Here is a 15,885-nt window from a genome sequence, read left to right on the forward strand (position 1 = left end):
GGACCCTGTTTCGGGTGGTCGGCGCCGCCCTTTCACAATGGTCCGTGATGTCCACAACGAATCCGACGACCGCGCCCGGGGACGACGACCTGGTGATCGAGCGGCCCGCCGGCCTGTACTGCCCGCCCGGCGACTTCTACATCGACCCCTGGCGGCCGGTGGACCGGGCGGTCATCACCCATGCCCACGCCGACCATGCCCGCACCGGGCATGCGCACTACCTGGCCAGCAACGACAGTGAAGGCGTGCTGCGGGCGCGGCTGGGCGAGCACATCGCGCTGCAGACGCTGCCCTACGGCGAGGTGATCGAGCACCACGGCGTGCGCCTCAGCCTGCACCCGGCCGGCCATGTGCTGGGCTCGGCGCAGGTTCGGCTGGAACACCGGGGCCGGGTCTGGGTGCTGTCGGGGGACTACTTCACCAGCGGCCACGACGACGATGTCAACCCCACGTGCCCGCCCTTCGAGCCGGTGCGCTGCGACTGCTTCGTCACCGAATCCACCTTCGGCCTGCCGCTGTACCGCTGGCGGCCGCAGGCCGAGCTGTTCGCCGAGGTCGACGCCTGGTGGCAGGCCAACGCCGAGGCCGGCCGGCCCAGCCTGCTGATGGGGTACTCGTTCGGCAAGGCGCAGCGGCTGCTGGCCGGCGTCGACCCGTCGATCGGCCCGATCGCGGTCCATGGCGCGGTGGCGACGCTCAACGCCGCCTACCGTGCGGCCGGGGTGGCGCTGCCGGACACCGTCGCCGTCACCGAGCTGGACAAGGCCGCGCTGCGCCGCGCGCTGGTGGTCGCGCCGCCGTCGGTGCAGGGCACGCCGTGGACGCGCCGCCTCGCCGACGCCCGCGACGCCTTCGCCAGCGGCTGGATGCAGCTGCGCGGCACCCGCCGCCGGCGCGGCGTGGACCGCGGCTTCGTGCTGTCCGACCACGCCGACTGGCCCGGCCTGCAGCGCGCCATCGCGGCCACCGGCGCCGAACGCGTCATCGTCACCCACGGCTACGAGGCGGTGATGGTGCGCTGGCTGCAGGAACGGGGCCTGCAGGCGGGCGCCTTCCACACCGAATTCGACGACGCGGCGCTGGACGTCGCCGAGGCGGCGCCCGACCCCGTTCCGAACCTCACAGAGGAGACCCCATGACCCGACGGTTGCCCGGCTGGCTGATGGCCGGGGTGGCGCTGTGCATCGGCGGCCTGGCGCAAGCGCAGGGTGCGCCGGCGCCGGCCCCTGCCACGTCCGCCCCCGGCTACCAGGGCCTCGGCGCGGACTCCGTGCCCGCCGAGGTGCTGGCCCGCTTCCGCCCGCCGCCGCTGCCGCCCGAGCTGTCGCGCCAGGTGCAGGCGCTGCTGGACGTGCGCTCGCCCGGCCTCGGCCGGCCCTCGCCCGACGGCCGGCGGCTGTACTTCGGCTGGCGCGTCACCGGGGTGGAGCAGGTGTGGCGGCTGGACGGGCCGCTGGCGTTCCCGCGGCAGATGACCGGCGGCGAGGACCGCACCACGCTGGCCGGCGTGTCGCCCGACGGCCGCTGGCTGGCCGTGCAGCGCGACCGCGGCGGCGCCGAGAACCCGGGCCTGTACCTGCAGCCGGCCGAGGGCGGGCCGCTGCGGCGGCTGCAGCACGTCGACCGGGTGCAGACCGTGTTCCAGGGCTTCTCGCGCGACGGCCGCCAGCTCTACTGGGCGGCCAACGACCTGCGCCCGGGCGACTACGCGCTGTACCGCCACGACATCGCCGCCGGCACCACCGAGCGCCTGCATGACGGCCGCGGCTACTGGCGCATCGCCGACATCGGCGACGGCGGGCGGCTGCTGCTGGTGCAGGCCACCGGCTCCATCGGCCGCGAGTGGTGGCTCTTCGACGAGGCCACCCGCGCGCTGCAGCCGCTGCTGGGGCAGGGCGAGCGGGTGGACTGGCGCATGGCCTTCGGCCCGCGGCCCGGCGAGTACTTCGTCGCCACGCCAAAGTTCGGCGACTGGCGGCGGCTGTACCGCTGGCGGCCGGGTGGTGAGTTCGAGCCGGTGCCCTTGCCGGCCGGCGACGGCCGGCAATCGGTCTCATCGAACGCGGACCGCTGGGACGTCGAGGACTTCGACATCGACCCCGCGCGCCGGCGGCTGTACGTCAGCCGCAACGAGGCCGGCTACACCCGCACCAGCGTGCTCGACGCCGGCACGCTGCAGCCCCTGCCGCTGCCCTGGCCGGCGGGTGCGGAGCACCAGCTCGTCGGCGGCACCAGCCCGGACGGCCGGTTCGTCAGCCTGGCGGTGGGCCGCGCCGACCGGCCGCGCGAGGGCCATGTCTTCGACTGGCAGACCGGCCGGCTGACGCCGTGGACCGTGCCCTCGGCGCCCGAGGTCGACCTGTCGCGCTTCGTGCCGGCGGAGCTGGCCAGCTACCCGGCGCGCGACGGCACGGCCATTCCGATGGTGGTGCGCCGTCCGGCGGCCTGCCGCAGCCCGGCGCCCGGCCGCCCGCCCTGCCCGGTGATCGTCCACTTCCACGGCGGGCCCGAGGGCCAGAGCCGCCCCGGCTTCTCGCCCATCTGGCAGCTCTTCCTGGACGCCGGCTTCAGCGTGGTCGAGCCCAACGTGCGCGGCTCCACCGGCTACGGCCAGGCCTGGCTGGACGCCGACAACGGCGCCAGGCGGCTGCAGGTCATCACCGACATCGAGGACGCCGCCCAGCACCTGAAGACCGCCTGGGCGCACGAGGGCGTGGCGCCGAAGCTGGGGGTCTTCGGCGGCAGCTATGGCGGTTACGCGGCGCTGATGGCGATGACCCGTTTCGCCGGCGCCTACGACGCGGGGGCGTCGAGCGTGGGCATCGCCAACCTGCTGACCTTCCTCAACAACACCGCGCCCTACCGCCGCGCGCTGCGCACCAGCGAGTACGGCGACCCGGTGGCCGACCGCGAGGCGCTGGTGCAGCTGTCGCCCACCAGCTGGGTCCATCAACTGAAGGCGCCGCTGCTGCTGATCCAGGGCGCCAACGACCCCCGGGTGCCGGTGGGCGAGGCGCTGCTGATGCACGACGCCGCCCGCGCGCGCGGCGTGCCGCTGGAGCTGATGGTCTTCGCCGACGAGGGCCACGGCGCCTCGTCGCGTGCCAACCAGGCGCTGGAGTTCGGCCACCTGCTGCGCTTCTTCCGCCAGCACCTGCAGCCCTGAGCGTCGCCCCGATGGAGCGCTTCGCCGCCCTCTACGCCGCGCTGGACGCCACCACCGCCACCGGCGAGAAGCTGGCGGCCCTGCAGCGCTACTTCGCCGAGGCGCCGGCGGCCGACGCCGCCTGGGCCGCCTACTTCCTCGCCGGCGGCCGGCCCCGGCAGGCGGTGCCCACCGCGCTGCTGCGGCGCCTGGCGGTCGAACGCGCCGGCATCGCCGACTGGCTGTTCGAGGAGTGCTACCAGGCGGTGGGCGACCTGGCCGAGACCATCGCCCTGGTGCTGCCGCCGCCGTCGGGCCCGACCACCACCGCCGGCCTGGCCGAGTGGGTGGAGCAGCGCCTGCTGCCGCTGCGTTCGCTGCCGCCGCAGGAGCAGGCGCTGCGCGTGGCCGCGGCCTGGGACGAGCTCGACGTGGCCGGCCGCTTCCTGATGCTCAAGCTGATCGGCGGCGGCTTCCGCGTCGGCGTCAGCCGGCTGCTCGTGCAGCGGGCGCTGGCGGCGGTGGCGGGCCTCGACGCCAAGCGTGTGGCCGAACGCATGATGGGCTACACCGACGCCCGCCAGGCGCCCACCGAGGCGCGCTTCCGCGCCCTGCTGGCACCGATGGACCAGGCCACCGACGGGGCCGTCGGGCCTCGGCGCGACGGCCAGCCCTACCCCTTCTTCCTCGCCCATCCGCTGGAGCAGCCGGTCGAGGCCTTCGACGCGCTGCTCGGCCCGCCGTCGCAGTGGCTCGTCGAGTGGAAGTACGACGGCATCCGCGCCCAGCTGGTCAAGCGCGGCCAGGGCGTGTGCCTGTGGTCGCGCGGCGAGGAGCTGGTCACCGACCGCTTCCCCGAGGTGGCGGCACTGGCCGCTGCGCTGCCGGCGGGCACCGTGCTCGACGGCGAGGTGGTGGCCTGGAAGGCCGGCCGGGTGGCGCCCTTCGCGCTGCTGCAGCAGCGCATCGGCCGCAAGACGCTGACGAAGAAGGTGCTGGCCGACGCGCCGGCGCACTTCATCGCCTACGACCTGCTGGAGGCCGACGGCCGGGACCTGCGGTCGCGGCCGCAGCACGAGCGGCGCGCGCGGCTGGAAGCGCTGCTCGACGGCACCGGCGTCACCGTTTCGCCGCGGGCCACCGACGAATGGCCCGGCGAGCCGAGCTGGCACGACCTGGCCACCCTGCGCCAGGCCTCGCGCGAGCGCGGCGTCGAGGGCTTCATGCTCAAGCACCGCGACGCCGGCTACGGCGCCGGACGCACCCGGGCCGACGGCGTGTGGTGGAAGTGGAAGGTCGAGCCCTACGCGGTCGATGCGGTGCTGGTCTACGCGCAGCGCGGCCACGGCCGCCGTGCCAGCGTCTACACCGACTACACCTTCGCGGTGTGGAACCGCCCGCCGGCCGACGCGGCGGAGGCGGCCGCGGTGGTGGAGGCCATCGCCCGCCGCGAGCCGGCCGTCGCCGGCGCGCTGCAGCTGGTGCCGTTCGCCAAGGCGTATTCCGGCCTCACCGACGAGGAGTTCGGCCGCGTGGACAAGCGCATCCGCGCCACCACGCTCGAGAAGTTCGGCCCGGTGCGCACCGTGCGGCCCAGCCTGATCTTCGAGCTGGGCTTCGAGGGCATCGCCCGCAGCGGGCGGCACAAGAGCGGGATCGCCGTGCGCTTCCCGCGCATGCTGCGCATCCGCGACGACAAGCCGCTGCACGAGGCCGACACCCTGCAGACGCTGCAGGCGCTCCTGGGATCAGCCCCGGCGCCGTCGGTACCACCAGAAGCCGAGGGCGACGGCGGCGAGCACGCCCAGCAGCAGGCCCTGGAACTGGCGCAGGTCGCCGAGCAGGGATTCGGCGGCCTGGCCGAAGGCGCTGCCCAGCGCGGTGAAGCAAGCGGCCCACAGCAGCGCGCCCACGGCGTTGAGGGCGGCGAACAGCGGGGCGCGGATGGCGGTGGTGCCGATGAGCACCGGCCCGGCGATGCGCAGCCCCCAGGCGAAGCGCACGCCGAGGATCACCCAGGGGCCGAAGCGTTCGATGAGCGCGCGCACGCGGGCCGTCCGCCGCTCCAGTGACGGCCAGCGGCGGAACAGCGCCGGCCCGTGCCGGCGCCCGAGCCAGAACCAGAACTGGTCGCTGGCGAAGCTCGCCACCGACGCCACGCCGACCACGCCCGCGAAGTTCAGGTGGCCCTGCTGCACGGCCAACCCGGCCAGCAGCACCACCGCCTCCCCTTCGAGCAGGCAGCCCAGCGCCAGCAGCCAGTAGCCGTGGGTCTGGACCAGGTCGCCCAGGGCCATGCGCTGGCGGGGCCAGCGTCAGGCCGCGGCCGAGGGGCCGCCGTGGCGGGCGATGTCGCGAAGCGCCTGCTCCAGCGTGTCCATCGACAGTGGCTTGGGCAGCCAGCCGGCGCGGATGCCGTAGCGGGCCAGGTCCAGCGAACCGCCGACACCGGACGAGAGCAGCGTGTGCACCGTGGGGTGCTGCTCGGCCACCTTGCGCGCCAGCTCGATGCCCGAGAGCCCCGGCAGGTTGAGGTCGCTCAGCAGCACGTCGAAGCCCTGCTGCGACAGGCGCACCAGCGCTTCCTCCGCGCTGGCGACGTCGACCACCTGGTGGCCGAGCACCTCGATGCACTCGCGCATCGACTCGCGCACCAGGGCGTTGTCGTCGACGAAGAGCACCCGCAGGGCGGGCGTCGTCAGGGGCAGGGGAGGGGAGGACATGGCAGCGAAAGCGCCCGCGGCGAAGGTCGAGGTGGCCATGGTCGGCGCCCTTCAGGGTCGGTCGAGCGAGCCGGCAACCGGACGCCGCTGCAGGTACTGCCATGTGCGGGCGGCGCTGTCGGCGGCTTCCGCCGCCTCCTCCGGGCTCAGCCCGGCCATCCGCGCGAGAGTACCTTTGATCTTCAGGCGCGTGTCCAGGTCACCCGGCAGGGCGCCAGGAAATTCCCTGAGGCGCCCCGTGGCGCCGGCCGGGAGGCTGTCGTCTGCAAGCCACAGCTGCACCGCGTACAACGAGCCCAGGGCCGCCGGCCGGCCGCTGCACAACGCGGCCGCCAGGGGATCGGGGGCGATGGCGTCGAAGCCGTCGGGATGGGCCCCCGCATCGACCCACCGCTGGCGCAGGGTCGATGCGTCCGGCACCCGGGGCAGCACGAAGCCGTCCTCGGCCAGGGCCCGGCGCAGCGCCGGCAGCCAGCCGAGCAGGAAGGCCTGCAGCCGCGCCAGCGCGTGCTGACGCTGGCGCTGGGGGCCGAAGGGCCGGGACAGGGCCGACGACGCGCGCCGCAGCAGCGGCAGCACGATGGCGCCGGCCACCGGGGCCGGCCGAGCGACGTGCAGGGCGACAGCGGGAACAGGACTCATGGGATGGAGGCCGCGCAGGCGGCGGTCGCGGGCCGGCCGGCCCGATGCAGTCCATCAGCGGCAAGCGCCGTGCCCTGGCGGCGCCGCGGGCTCGCTCGTGGGGTCTGCCAGGCGGTGACTGGCCACCCGCCGGAAGGCGGTGCCCTCGTGGTCCCAGCGCTCGACCTGCACACCCCCGGAGCGGTCTCCCGACGGCATCCGGACGAGGTTGACGGAATTGGGAATGCCTTCCCGCACGCGGTGCGACACCGCCGTGCCGGCCAGGGCCACCCACAGCGATTCGTCGGGGGCCGGCAGCGGCGCGCAGAACGGCCAGTGGATGTGGCCGCCGAGCACCAGGTCGGCCCCCGCCTCGCGCCAGGTCCGCAGGGCGTGCGACGGCGCCCGTGCCAGGTCGTGGGTGTCCCCCCACGCGCAGCACGTGCAAGGGGTGGTGCAAGGCGACGATGCGCACCTGCCCGGGCCGCGCCCGTTGCAGCCGCCCGGCCACGCGCTGCACCTGCGCCCGGGACAGCGTGCCGTGCTTGTGCCGCCAACGTCGGGTGCTGTCCACGCACTGGATGAGCCACGGGCCCTCGTCCAGCACCGACTCCAGCGCCTGGCCGAACACCCGCTGCCAGCCGGCATAGGGCCACAGCGCGCGCGCGGCGAGGTTGAACAGCGGGATGTCGTGGTTGCCGGGCACCGCCAGGGTGGGGCGGCCGAGCCGCTGCACCAGGCGGTGGGCCGCCTCGAACTGCGCCCGGCGGGCGCGCTGGGTGACGTCGCCGGTCCACAGCACCAGGTCGGGCCGCTGCGCGTCGGCCAGGGCGGCCAGCGCCTCCACCACCGCCGGGCGCTCGGTGCCGAAGTGCGGATCGGAGATCTGCAGCAGCACCTGGCCGCGGTGTCCCTCGGCCGGCGGGTCCCCCCCCGCTCGGCCGTCGGGACCGCCGGCCGGCTGGGAAGCGGCCCGGCGTGTGGCCCGCGGGCGTCGTCCGCCATCGGGCGTGTCAGGCCGCCGGCGGCAGCAGCACCGGCAGGGCGGCCGGGGCAGCGCTGAAGGTCAGCGGCAGGCGCATGCGCTCGATCTCGCCGTCGAGCGCCACCTTGACCGTGGCGGCGCGGCGGCCGATGCGGCGCACCACCAGGCGGCGGAAGGCGAAGCTGTCCACCGACGGTGCGTCGCCGAGCTGGCCGATCGCGCCGCGCCACAGCAGCCCGAGCAGTTCCGCACTGCCCACGGGCCGCAGGCGCAGCGCCACCAGCCGCCCCTCGTCGAGGGCGGGCGCCTCGTCCAGCCCCACGCGTTCCAGCTGCAGCCGGTTGTTGCCGACGAAGAGCGTCGAGCTGCGCACCATCCGCGGGGCCTCGCCCTCCGCCTGCAGTTCCAGCTCCCAGTCGCCATGCTCGCGCATCAGCGTCACCAGGCCGGCGAGCAGCGCTACCGCGCGGCGGCGGCCGTACTGCGCCTTGAACGCCTCGCGGTCCTCCAGCAGCCGCGGGTACAGGCCCAGGCTGGCGTTGACCAGGAAGAGGCGGCCGTTGAGCAGGCCGACCTGCAGCGGCTGGGGTCGGGCCGCCGCCAGCTGCTCGGTCGCCGGCCGCGGCTCGGTCGGGATGCCGTGCGCCCGGCCGAAGAAGTTGAAAGTGCCCTGCGGCAGCACGCCGAGCACGCCGCCACCCTCCAGCACCGCCTGGGCCACCGTGTTGATCGTGCCGTCGCCGCCGGCGGCCACCACCGCGCCGCCGCTGCGCAGCGCGGCCTGCACCGCGGCCTGGGCCGTGCGGCGCAGCTCGGCCGGCCGCCGCACCATCAGCAGCTCGTGGGCGCGGCCCTGGGTCCCCATCACCTCCCGCAGGGCGGCGATGCGCTCGTCGGTGTCGCCATGGCCGGACGCGGCGTTGAGCACCACGTGCAGCGGCGCGTCGGGCCGCCAGGCGGCGCACGCCGCCCGGGCCGTCGCCATGGCGGAGGCCGCGTCCACGCCGGCGGGCGCCGTCACCGGCGCGGGCGATGGCCGCAGCCAGCTGGCGGCGCTGGCCAGTCCGGCGCGCAGCACGGGGCGGTGGTCCATGGTGGCGCAGACCCAGGCAAGCCCCGTGCCCCCAAGGCGGGCCCGCGGCGACCCGGACAATCCGCCATGGCCGTACCGTCTCCCCCGTCCCCGTCCCCGACGCCCGCCCGCCTGCTCGGCGTGGACTTCACCAGCCGTCCGACCAAGCGCAAGCCGATCACCCTGGCCTGGGGACGTCGGGCCGGCATGGTGGTCCGGCTGGAGGCCCTGCAGGCGCAGCCGGACGAGGCCGGCTTCCTGGCCGCGCTGGTCGCGCCGGGCGACTGGCTCGGCGCCTTCGACTTCCCCTTCGGCCTGCCGCGCGAACTGGTGCAGTCGCTCGGCTGGCCCGCGGACTGGGCCGCGCTGATGGACCGCTACGCCGCGATGGACCGCGCCACCATCCGTGCCACGTTCGCAGCGTTCACCGCCGCCCGGCCCGTCGGCGCCAAGTTCGCCCACCGCGCCTGCGACGGCCCGGCGGGATCGTCGCCGTCGATGAAGTGGGTCAACCCGCCGGTCGCGTTCATGCTGCACGCCGGCGTGCCGGTGCTGCGCGCCGCCGGCGTGAGCCTGCCCGCGGTGGGCCAGCTGGGCGACCCGGGCCGCGTGGCGCTCGAGGGCTACCCCGGGCTGCTGGCGCGCGAGCTGATCGGCCGCCGCTCGTACAAGAGCGACGAGGCGGCGCGCCACACCCAGGACCGGCTGATCGCGCGCAAGGACCTGGTCGATGCGCTGGAGCAGGGCCGCAGCCGCCTCGGCCTGCGCCTGAAGCTCAGCCACGCGCAGCGCGACGCCCTGGTCGACGACGCCAGCGGCGACCGGCTGGACGCGGTGCTGTGCCTGATGCAGGCCGGCTGGGCCGCGGTGCAGCCGAACCACGGGCTGCCGGTCGACTGGGACCGCCTGGAAGGCTGGATCACGTCGGCGTGACGCGCCGACCGCACACCGGGCATTCGGCGCGCCGGGCGAGCCGCATCGTCGTCCACTCCATGTCGCGGGCGTCGAGCAGCTGCAGCCGGCCGGCCAGCGAGGTGCCGATGCCGGCCAGCAGCTTCAGCGCTTCGGCCGCCTGCACGCAGCCGACGATGCCGACCAGCGGGGCGAACACGCCCATCGTCGCGCAGCGCGCCTCCTCCACCGGCTCGTCGGGCGGGAAGGCGCAGGCGTAGCAGGGCGACGCCGGCTGGCGCGGGTCGTAGACAGAGACCTGGGCGTCGAAGCCGATGGCCGCGCCGGCCACCAGCGGCACCCGCGCCGCGACGCAGGCGGCGTTGACCGCCTGGCGGGTGGCGAAGTTGTCGCTGCAGTCGAGCACCACCTGCGCCTCGGGCACCAGGCGGGCGAGCAGCGCGGCGTCGGCCCGCGCCTGCAGCGCGCGCACCTCGACGCCGGGGTTCAGCGCCTGCAGCGACTGCGCGGCGGACTCGGCCTTGGGCCGCCCGATGCGGTCGCCGCCGTGCACCACCTGGCGCTGCAGGTTGGTCAGGTCGACCGTGTCGTCGTCGACCACGGTGAGGCGGCCGACGCCGGCCGACGCCAGGTACAGCAGCGCCGGCGAGCCGAGGCCGCCGGCGCCGATCACCAGCGCATGCGACGCCAGCAGCCGGCGCTGGCCCTCGACGCCGAGGTCGTCGAGCAGGAGGTGGCGCGAGTAGCGCAGCAGCTGGTCGTCGTCCATGCACCAAGCATACGGGGCGGAATGGAAAGGGCCCGCCGAAGCGGGCCCTGCATCCGGCGCCGTGCGGCGTCAGTTCGTCGCCGCCTCGGCCTTGCGCTCGATGACGGCGGTCTTGCTCGCCATCACCGGCTTGCCCTTGAGCTGGTTCAGCGCCTGCACCAGCGGGAAGTCCTCCGCCGAGCCGAACTCGGGCAGCGGCTTGGGCGTGCCCTGGTTCTTGGCCATCTGTTCTTCCAGCTTCTTGCGGGCTTCCTCGCGCGCCTTCTCGCGCGCCTCGTCCTTTTTCTCGTCGGCGGTGGACAGGTGCTTCTCCAGGTCGGCCTCGCGCATGCGCAGCGCGGCGAAGACGTTGCCGTCGGCGGTCTCGTCGAGCAGCACGTCGGGCACGATGCCGCGCGCCTGGATGGAACGGCCCGACGGCGTGTAGTAGCGCGCCGTGGTGATCTTCAGCGCGGTGTCCGCGGTGAGCTGGCGCACGGTCTGCACCGAGCCCTTGCCGAAGGTCTGCGCGCCCATCACGGTGGCGCGCTTGTGGTCCTGCAGCGCCCCGGCGACGATCTCGCTGGCCGAGGCCGAGCCTTCGTTGACCAGCACCACCAGCGGCACCTTCTTCAGCGCCTCCGGCAGCCGGCGAAGCGGGTCGCTGCCGCCCCGGCGCAGGTAGTTCTCCGGCGCGGCCTTGAAGGTGGCCTTGCTGTCGGGCAGCTGGCCGTTGGTGGTCACCACCACCGCGTCGGAGGGCAGGAACGCGGCCGAGATGGCCACCGCGCCTTCGAGCAGGCCGCCCGGGTCGTTGCGCAGGTCGAGCACCAGGCCCTTCAGGTTGGGATCGGCCTTGTAGACCTCCTCCACCTTGCGCACGAAGTCCTCCACCGTGCGGTCCTGGAACTGCGACACCCGCAGCCACGCGTAGCCGGGTTCGATCACCTTGCCGCGCACGCTCTGCACCCGGATCTCCTCGCGGGTGATGGTGACGGGGAAGGTGCGGCTCTCCGCCTTGCGGAAGATCTGCAGCGAGACCTTGGTGTTGGGCTCGCCGCGCATGCGCTTGACGGCCTGGTCCATGCTCAGGCCCTTGACGGCGGTGTCGTCGATCTTGGTGATCAGGTCACCGGCCTTCAGGCCGGCGCGGAAGGCCGGCGAGCCCTCGATCGGCGAGACGACCTTGACCAGGCCGTCCTCCATGCCGATCTCGATGCCCACGCCGACGAAGCGGCCCGAGGTGCCTTCGCGGAATTCCTTGAAGCTCTTCTTGTCGAAGTACTGCGAGTGCGGGTCGAGCCCCTGCACCATGCCGCCGATGGCGTCCGAGATCAGCTTCTTCTCGTCGACCGGCTCGACGTACTCCTGCTTGACGATGCCGAAGACCTGGGCGAGCTGCTGCAGCTCTTCCAGCGGCAGGGGCCCCAGGGCGCCGCGAGCGAAGGCCTGCAGCTGCATGGTGGCCAGTGCGCCCGCCACGGCGCCGATGGAGACAAGGCCGGCGACTTTCAATTTCGAGCCCATGTGACTGCTCTCTCTCGCTGTGACGCTGCGCGGGCGGGGGTGTGGAGGGAAGGGGAAGGCAAGTCCCGGGCCAGTATAGGGCCCGGTCCCAGGAGAAGATCCTCGATCAGCGGGATAGTTCGCCGCCGTCTATGGACAATCGCCGAGCAGGTCGCCGGCTCCGGTCAGGCCGCCTCGCGGCGGAAGGTGACCACGTGGTCGACCTCGGCGCGGATGCCGATCCACTCGCCGACCTGGTGGTCGTGGTGCGAGGGCACGTGCGCCAGCACCTGCTCGCCGCTGGCCAGGCGCAGGGTGTACAGGAACTCCGAGCCGCGGAAAGCCTTGCGTTCGATGCGCGCCTTCACCGGCGACGCGTCGTCGTGGACGATGTCGTCGGCGCGCAGCAGCACGTCGCACTCGCCGCCGGGAAAGGCCTCGGGCAGCGGGCATTCGGCGACATCGTCGAGCTCGCCCAGCGGCGTGTGCACGCAGGGGTGGCCGTCGCAGTCGACGATGCGCGCCGGCGCGAACACACCGTGGCCGATGAAGCCGGCCACGAAGCGGCTGGCCGGCCGGTGGTACAGCGTGTAGGGGTCGTCCCACTGCTCCAGGCGGCCGCGGTGCATCACGCCGATGACGTCGCCGAGCGCGAAGGCCTCCAGCTGGTCGTGGGTGACGAAGAGGGCGGTGGTGCCGGTGCTCTTCAGAATGGCGCGCAGCTCCTGCGCGAGCCGCTCGCGCAGGTCGACGTCCAGGCTGGAGAAGGGCTCGTCCAGCAGCAGCAGCCGCGGCTGCGGCGCCAGCGCCCGGGCCAGCGCGATGCGCTGCTGCTGACCGCCCGACAGCTGGTGCGGCGCGCGCTTGGCGGTGTGTCCCAGCCCGACCAGCGCCAGCATCTGCTCGACGCGCTGCCGGCGCTCGCCGCGCGGCAGGTGGCGGATGCCGAAGGCGACGTTGTCGGCCACCGACAGGTGCGGGAACAGCGCGTAGTCCTGGAAGACCATGCCGATGCGCCGCTGCTCCGGTGCCAGGTGGTGGCCGGTCGCGGCGTCGGCCAGCACGTCGTCGCCGATGCGGATCTGGCCCTGGTCCGGCCGTTCCAGCCCCGCGATCAGCCGCAGCAGCGACGTCTTGCCGCAGCCGGACGGCCCGATCAGCACGCCCAGCTGGCCCGCCTGCAGCGCCAGCGACGCCACGTCCACCGCCGCCGCGCCGGCGGCGCGGTCGGGGTAGTGCAGCCGCACCCGGTCGAGCTGGAGGAACATCGGACTATCATAGCCGGCTCAAATGAGGATCGTTCGCATTCAGACGCCGCCGGTGTGCGACGGCAAGTCAGCGTGAGCAGCGTCATCGCGCCGCTGCCGCTGCTGCCGTCCGGCGAGGCGCGTCCGGCGCGGCGCTCGATCCTCGGCACCGTCGCGCGGGCCGGCCTGGTCCTGTTCTGCGCCCTGCTGGCGCTGCCGGTGCTGGGCGTGCTCGGCGCCTGGTTCGCGTTCGACGAGGGCGCGGCGTCGGTGCTGCGGCACCAGGCGGCGACCGTGCTGCCGGCCTACGCCGCGCAGTCGGCGCTGCTGGCCGTCAGCGTGGCGCTGGGCGTGGCGACGCTCGGCGGCGCCACCGCCGCCGCGGTGGCGTTGTTCGACTTCCCCGGCCGCCGCACGCTGGAATGGGCGCTGCTGCTGCCGCTGGCCATGCCGGCCTACGTGCTGGCCTACGCCTACACCGACTTCCTGCAGTTCAGCGGGCCGCTGCAGGTGGCGCTGCGCCAGGCCTTCGGCTGGCAGGGTGCGCTGTGGCCCGATGTGCGAAGCCTGTGGGGCGCGGTGGTGCTGTTCGTGCTCGCGCTCTATCCCTACGCCTACCTGCTGGTGCGCGCCGCGCTGGCCGAGCGCGGCCTGCCGCTGATGGAGGCGGCGCGGCTGCTCGGCGCCTCGCTGACCCGCCGCGTGCTGACGGTGGCGCTGCCGCTCGCCCGGCCGGCGCTGGCCGCCGGCGTGGCGCTGGCGCTGATGGAGACGCTGGCCGACTACGGCGTCGGCGCGTACTTCGGCCTGACCACCTTCACCACCGGGGTCTACAAGGCCTGGCTGGTGATGAACGACCGCATCGCCGCCGCGCAGCTCGCCACCGTGCTGCTGGCGGTGGTGGCGCTGCTGCTGCTGCTGGAGCGGCGCGCGCAGCGCCGGCTGCGCTTCGCCGCCAGCCGGCGTGGCGCGGCGCAGGGCGCGGAGGCCCAGCCGGTGCGCCTGCGCGGCGTGCGCGCCGGCCTGGCGATGGCGTTGTGCGGCCTGCCGGTGCTGCTCGGCTTCGTGCTGCCGGTGGTGGTGCTGGCGCGGCTGCTGTGGCTGCAGCGGCAGGAGGAGTTCGGCCTGCCGCTGGCGCGCTTCGCGCAATGGGCGTGGAACAGCTTCAGCCTGTCGGCGCTGGCCGCGCTGGCCGCCGCGCTGCTGGCCTTCGCGCTCGGCTTCGCGCTGCGCCAGCCCGGCGCCGGCCCGGTGCAGACCGGGCTGCGCTGGAGCGCCCGCGCCGTCTCGCTCGGCTACGCGGTGCCGGGGGCGGTGATCGCGGTCGGGCTGCTGCTGCCCACCGGCTGGCTGCAGGCACAGTGGCCGCAGGTGGGCGCGGGCCGCTGGGTCACCGGCACGCTGCTCGGCCTGCTCTACGCCTACCTGGTGCGCTTCTGCGCGGTGGCGCTGCAGACCGTGGAGGCGGGTTATGCGCGCATCCCCACGTCCCTCGACGACAGCGCCCGCATGCTCGGTGCCGGCCCCGGCCGGGTGCTGCGCGAGCTGCATGCGCCGCTGATGCAACGCTCGGTGCTGGTGGCCGCGCTGCTGGTCTTCGTCGACGTGATGAAGGAGCTGCCCGCCACGCTGGTGCTGCGGCCGTTCAACAGCGACACGCTGGCGGTGGTGGCCTACAACTTCGCGCGCGACGAGCGCCTGGCCGAGGCTGCGCTGCCGTCGCTGGCCATCGTCGCCGTCGGGATGTTGCCGGTGCTGCTGCTGTCGCGCACGCTGCGGCGGCAGCACTGAAAACGAAAACGCCGGGCGTGGCCCGGCGTGTGGCGGTGCCCGAAGGCGCTCAGCGCTTGGCGACCTTCTTCGCCGCCGCCTTCTTGGCCGGGGCCTTCTTCGCCGGCTTGGCTTCGGCCTTGGCCGCCTTGCGCGCCGCGGCCTTGGGGTCGACGGCGGCCTTGAAGCCGGCGCCGGCGGTGAACTTGGGCAGCTTCACCGCGGCGATCTTGATCTTGTCGCCGGTGGCCGGGTTGCGGCCGGTGCGCGCGGCGCGCGCGGTTTGCTTGAACGAGCCGAAGCCCGGCAGGGTGACCGAGCCGCCCTTCTTGACGGTGGTGACGACGGCGTCGAGCAGCGTGGCCAGCACGCGGCCCGCTTCGGCCTTCGACAGGCCATGGCGCTCGGCGAGGAGCTCGATCAGTTCAATCCGATTCATCGTGGTCGGTTCTCTGTTGACGTTCTGGATAGCCGCCCGGGATTCGGGCGGGCGCGATTCTGCCCGCGACCGGTGCGCTTGCCCGAGGGCCGCGCCGGGAAGCGTGACTTCCGCGCGGCCGGTGCGCCTGGCACGGCCTTAGCATGCGCGCCGTCGATCGACGAGGGGCGCGATGCAGAGGACGGAGATTCGAGGCGGCGCCGCGCTGCGGCGGCGTGGTTGGCTGGGGCTCGCCCCCGGGCTGTTGCTCGGCGCCGCGGCACCGGCGTGGGCCGGCACCGCCTGGCCGGCGGCGGCGTCCACGGCGGGCCGGTTGCACCAGTGGGTGCTGGCCAGCGGCGACCATCGACGCCGTCCCTTCGCCATCGTCGACAAGCCGGCCGCGGTGCTGTGGCTCTTCGCGGCCGACGGCCGCCCGCTGGCGCACAGCGCCGCCCTGCTCGGGCGCACCGTCGGTGACCATGCCATCCCGGGCGTGGGCGACAAGCCGGTGGCCGCGCTGCTGCCGCACGAGCAGACCACACCCGCCGGGCGCTTCCCCACCGAGCCGGGCCGCAACCTCGACGGCGAGGACATCGTGTGGCTGGACTACGACGCCGGCCTGGCCATCCACCGCCTGCGCCCCGGCAAGGGCCTGGCGCAGCGCGAGGCGCGCCTGGCCAGCACCTCGCCCGACGACAACCGTGCCTCGGCCGGCTGCGTGGTGGTGCCGGTCGC

General features: G+C 74.5%; 13 protein-coding genes and 2 pseudogenes. 5 read left to right on the forward strand and 10 right to left on the reverse strand.

Annotation, left to right across the window (positions count from 1 at the left end):
* Positions 1–47: 47 nt before the first annotated feature.
* From LRS07_RS06270 to LRS07_RS06280, 3 genes and pseudogenes are all read left to right on the forward strand, one after another.
* Positions 48–1,139: a ligase-associated DNA damage response exonuclease gene (locus tag LRS07_RS06270; protein WP_260501110.1), complete on the forward strand. Its 1,092-nt coding sequence runs from the start codon at positions 48–50 to the stop codon at positions 1,137–1,139.
* Positions 1,136–3,166 carry a S9 family peptidase gene (locus LRS07_RS06275; RefSeq protein ID WP_260501111.1) on the forward strand — a complete coding sequence of 677 codons (2,031 nt, stop codon included), beginning with the start codon at positions 1,136–1,138 and terminating at the stop codon, positions 3,164–3,166. Before LRS07_RS06270 ends, LRS07_RS06275 begins: the two co-directional genes overlap by 4 nt.
* An 11-nt stretch (positions 3,167–3,177) precedes the next feature.
* Positions 3,178–4,899, forward strand: a pseudogene (locus LRS07_RS06280) (ATP-dependent DNA ligase); the annotation flags it as partial.
* Here LRS07_RS06280 and LRS07_RS22205 read toward each other — a convergent pair.
* From LRS07_RS22205 to LRS07_RS06305, 6 genes and pseudogenes are all read right to left on the reverse strand, one after another.
* The gene (locus LRS07_RS22205; protein ID WP_409450604.1) at positions 4,894–5,442 is read right to left on the reverse strand and encodes a DedA family protein; all 549 of its coding nucleotides are present in this window, start codon (positions 5,440–5,442) and stop codon (positions 4,894–4,896) included. The pseudogene LRS07_RS06280 and the gene LRS07_RS22205 sit on opposite strands and share 6 nt — an antisense overlap.
* 18 nt (positions 5,443–5,460) lie before the next feature.
* Complete coding sequence (locus LRS07_RS06285; protein ID WP_260501112.1) at positions 5,461–5,868, reverse strand: response regulator; 408 nt, start codon at positions 5,866–5,868, stop codon at positions 5,461–5,463.
* Between the two features lie 51 nt (positions 5,869–5,919).
* Entirely contained in the window at positions 5,920–6,510 is a 591-nt protein-coding gene (locus LRS07_RS06290; RefSeq protein WP_260502210.1) for a hypothetical protein, read from the reverse strand.
* A 54-nt stretch (positions 6,511–6,564) separates the two neighbouring features.
* Positions 6,565–6,846, reverse strand: a complete 282-nt coding sequence (locus LRS07_RS06295) for a hypothetical protein (RefSeq protein WP_260502211.1) — start codon at positions 6,844–6,846, stop codon at positions 6,565–6,567.
* 145 nt (positions 6,847–6,991) lie between these two features.
* Positions 6,992–7,387, reverse strand: a pseudogene (locus tag LRS07_RS06300) (metallophosphoesterase family protein); the annotation flags it as partial.
* A gap of 115 nt (positions 7,388–7,502) precedes the next feature.
* Positions 7,503–8,567, reverse strand: coding sequence for a diacylglycerol/lipid kinase family protein (locus LRS07_RS06305; protein ID WP_260501113.1), 1,065 nt, complete (start codon positions 8,565–8,567; stop codon positions 7,503–7,505).
* Between the two features lie 66 nt (positions 8,568–8,633).
* Here LRS07_RS06305 and LRS07_RS06310 point away from each other — a divergent pair, with 66 nt between their 5' ends.
* Positions 8,634–9,479: a DUF429 domain-containing protein gene (locus tag LRS07_RS06310; protein WP_260501114.1), complete on the forward strand. Its 846-nt coding sequence runs from the start codon at positions 8,634–8,636 to the stop codon at positions 9,477–9,479.
* Here the strand turns inward: LRS07_RS06310 and LRS07_RS06315 are convergent.
* From LRS07_RS06315 to LRS07_RS06325, 3 genes are all read right to left on the reverse strand, one after another.
* On the reverse strand, positions 9,466–10,227 hold the full coding sequence (locus tag LRS07_RS06315; RefSeq protein ID WP_260501115.1) for a HesA/MoeB/ThiF family protein: 762 nt from the start codon (positions 10,225–10,227) through the stop codon (positions 9,466–9,468). The genes LRS07_RS06310 and LRS07_RS06315 overlap by 14 nt on opposite strands.
* 69 nt (positions 10,228–10,296) lie before the next feature.
* Complete coding sequence (locus LRS07_RS06320) at positions 10,297–11,733, reverse strand: S41 family peptidase (protein ID WP_260501116.1); 1,437 nt, start codon at positions 11,731–11,733, stop codon at positions 10,297–10,299.
* A gap of 164 nt (positions 11,734–11,897) precedes the next feature.
* Positions 11,898–12,980, reverse strand: coding sequence for an ABC transporter ATP-binding protein (locus LRS07_RS06325; RefSeq protein WP_260501117.1), 1,083 nt, complete (start codon positions 12,978–12,980; stop codon positions 11,898–11,900).
* A gap of 138 nt (positions 12,981–13,118) precedes the next feature.
* Here LRS07_RS06325 and LRS07_RS06330 point away from each other — a divergent pair, with 138 nt between their 5' ends.
* Complete coding sequence (locus LRS07_RS06330; RefSeq protein ID WP_260502057.1) at positions 13,119–14,750, forward strand: ABC transporter permease; 1,632 nt, start codon at positions 13,119–13,121, stop codon at positions 14,748–14,750.
* A 49-nt stretch (positions 14,751–14,799) separates the two neighbouring features.
* Here the strand turns inward: LRS07_RS06330 and LRS07_RS06335 are convergent, their stop codons facing one another.
* A complete protein-coding gene (locus LRS07_RS06335) occupies positions 14,800–15,168 on the reverse strand; it encodes an HU family DNA-binding protein (protein WP_260501118.1) in 369 nt (122 codons plus the stop codon).
* Positions 15,169–15,885: the final 717 nt, after the last annotated feature.

The organism is Aquabacterium sp. J223, assembly GCF_024666615.1.
Taxonomy (GTDB): domain Bacteria; phylum Pseudomonadota; class Gammaproteobacteria; order Burkholderiales; family Burkholderiaceae_C; genus J223.

Coding starts and splice junctions, on each gene's coding strand:
- LRS07_RS06270 (WP_260501110.1), top strand. CDS start 48: ATGTCCACAACGAATCCGACGACCGCGCCCGGGGACGACGACCTGGTG.
- LRS07_RS06290 (WP_260502210.1), bottom strand. CDS start 6,510: ATGAGTCCTGTTCCCGCTGTCGCCCTGCACGTCGCTCGGCCGGCCCCG.
- LRS07_RS06325 (WP_260501117.1), bottom strand. CDS start 12,980: ATGTTCCTCCAGCTCGACCGGGTGCGGCTGCACTACCCCGACCGCGCC.
- LRS07_RS22205 (WP_409450604.1), bottom strand. CDS start 5,442: ATGGCCCTGGGCGACCTGGTCCAGACCCACGGCTACTGGCTGCTGGCG.
- LRS07_RS06285 (WP_260501112.1), bottom strand. CDS start 5,868: ATGTCCTCCCCTCCCCTGCCCCTGACGACGCCCGCCCTGCGGGTGCTC.
- LRS07_RS06275 (WP_260501111.1), top strand. CDS start 1,136: ATGACCCGACGGTTGCCCGGCTGGCTGATGGCCGGGGTGGCGCTGTGC.
- LRS07_RS06305 (WP_260501113.1), bottom strand. CDS start 8,567: ATGGACCACCGCCCCGTGCTGCGCGCCGGACTGGCCAGCGCCGCCAGC.
- LRS07_RS06315 (WP_260501115.1), bottom strand. CDS start 10,227: ATGGACGACGACCAGCTGCTGCGCTACTCGCGCCACCTCCTGCTCGAC.
- LRS07_RS06320 (WP_260501116.1), bottom strand. CDS start 11,733: ATGGGCTCGAAATTGAAAGTCGCCGGCCTTGTCTCCATCGGCGCCGTG.
- LRS07_RS06335 (WP_260501118.1), bottom strand. CDS start 15,168: ATGAATCGGATTGAACTGATCGAGCTCCTCGCCGAGCGCCATGGCCTG.
- LRS07_RS06310 (WP_260501114.1), top strand. CDS start 8,634: ATGGCCGTACCGTCTCCCCCGTCCCCGTCCCCGACGCCCGCCCGCCTG.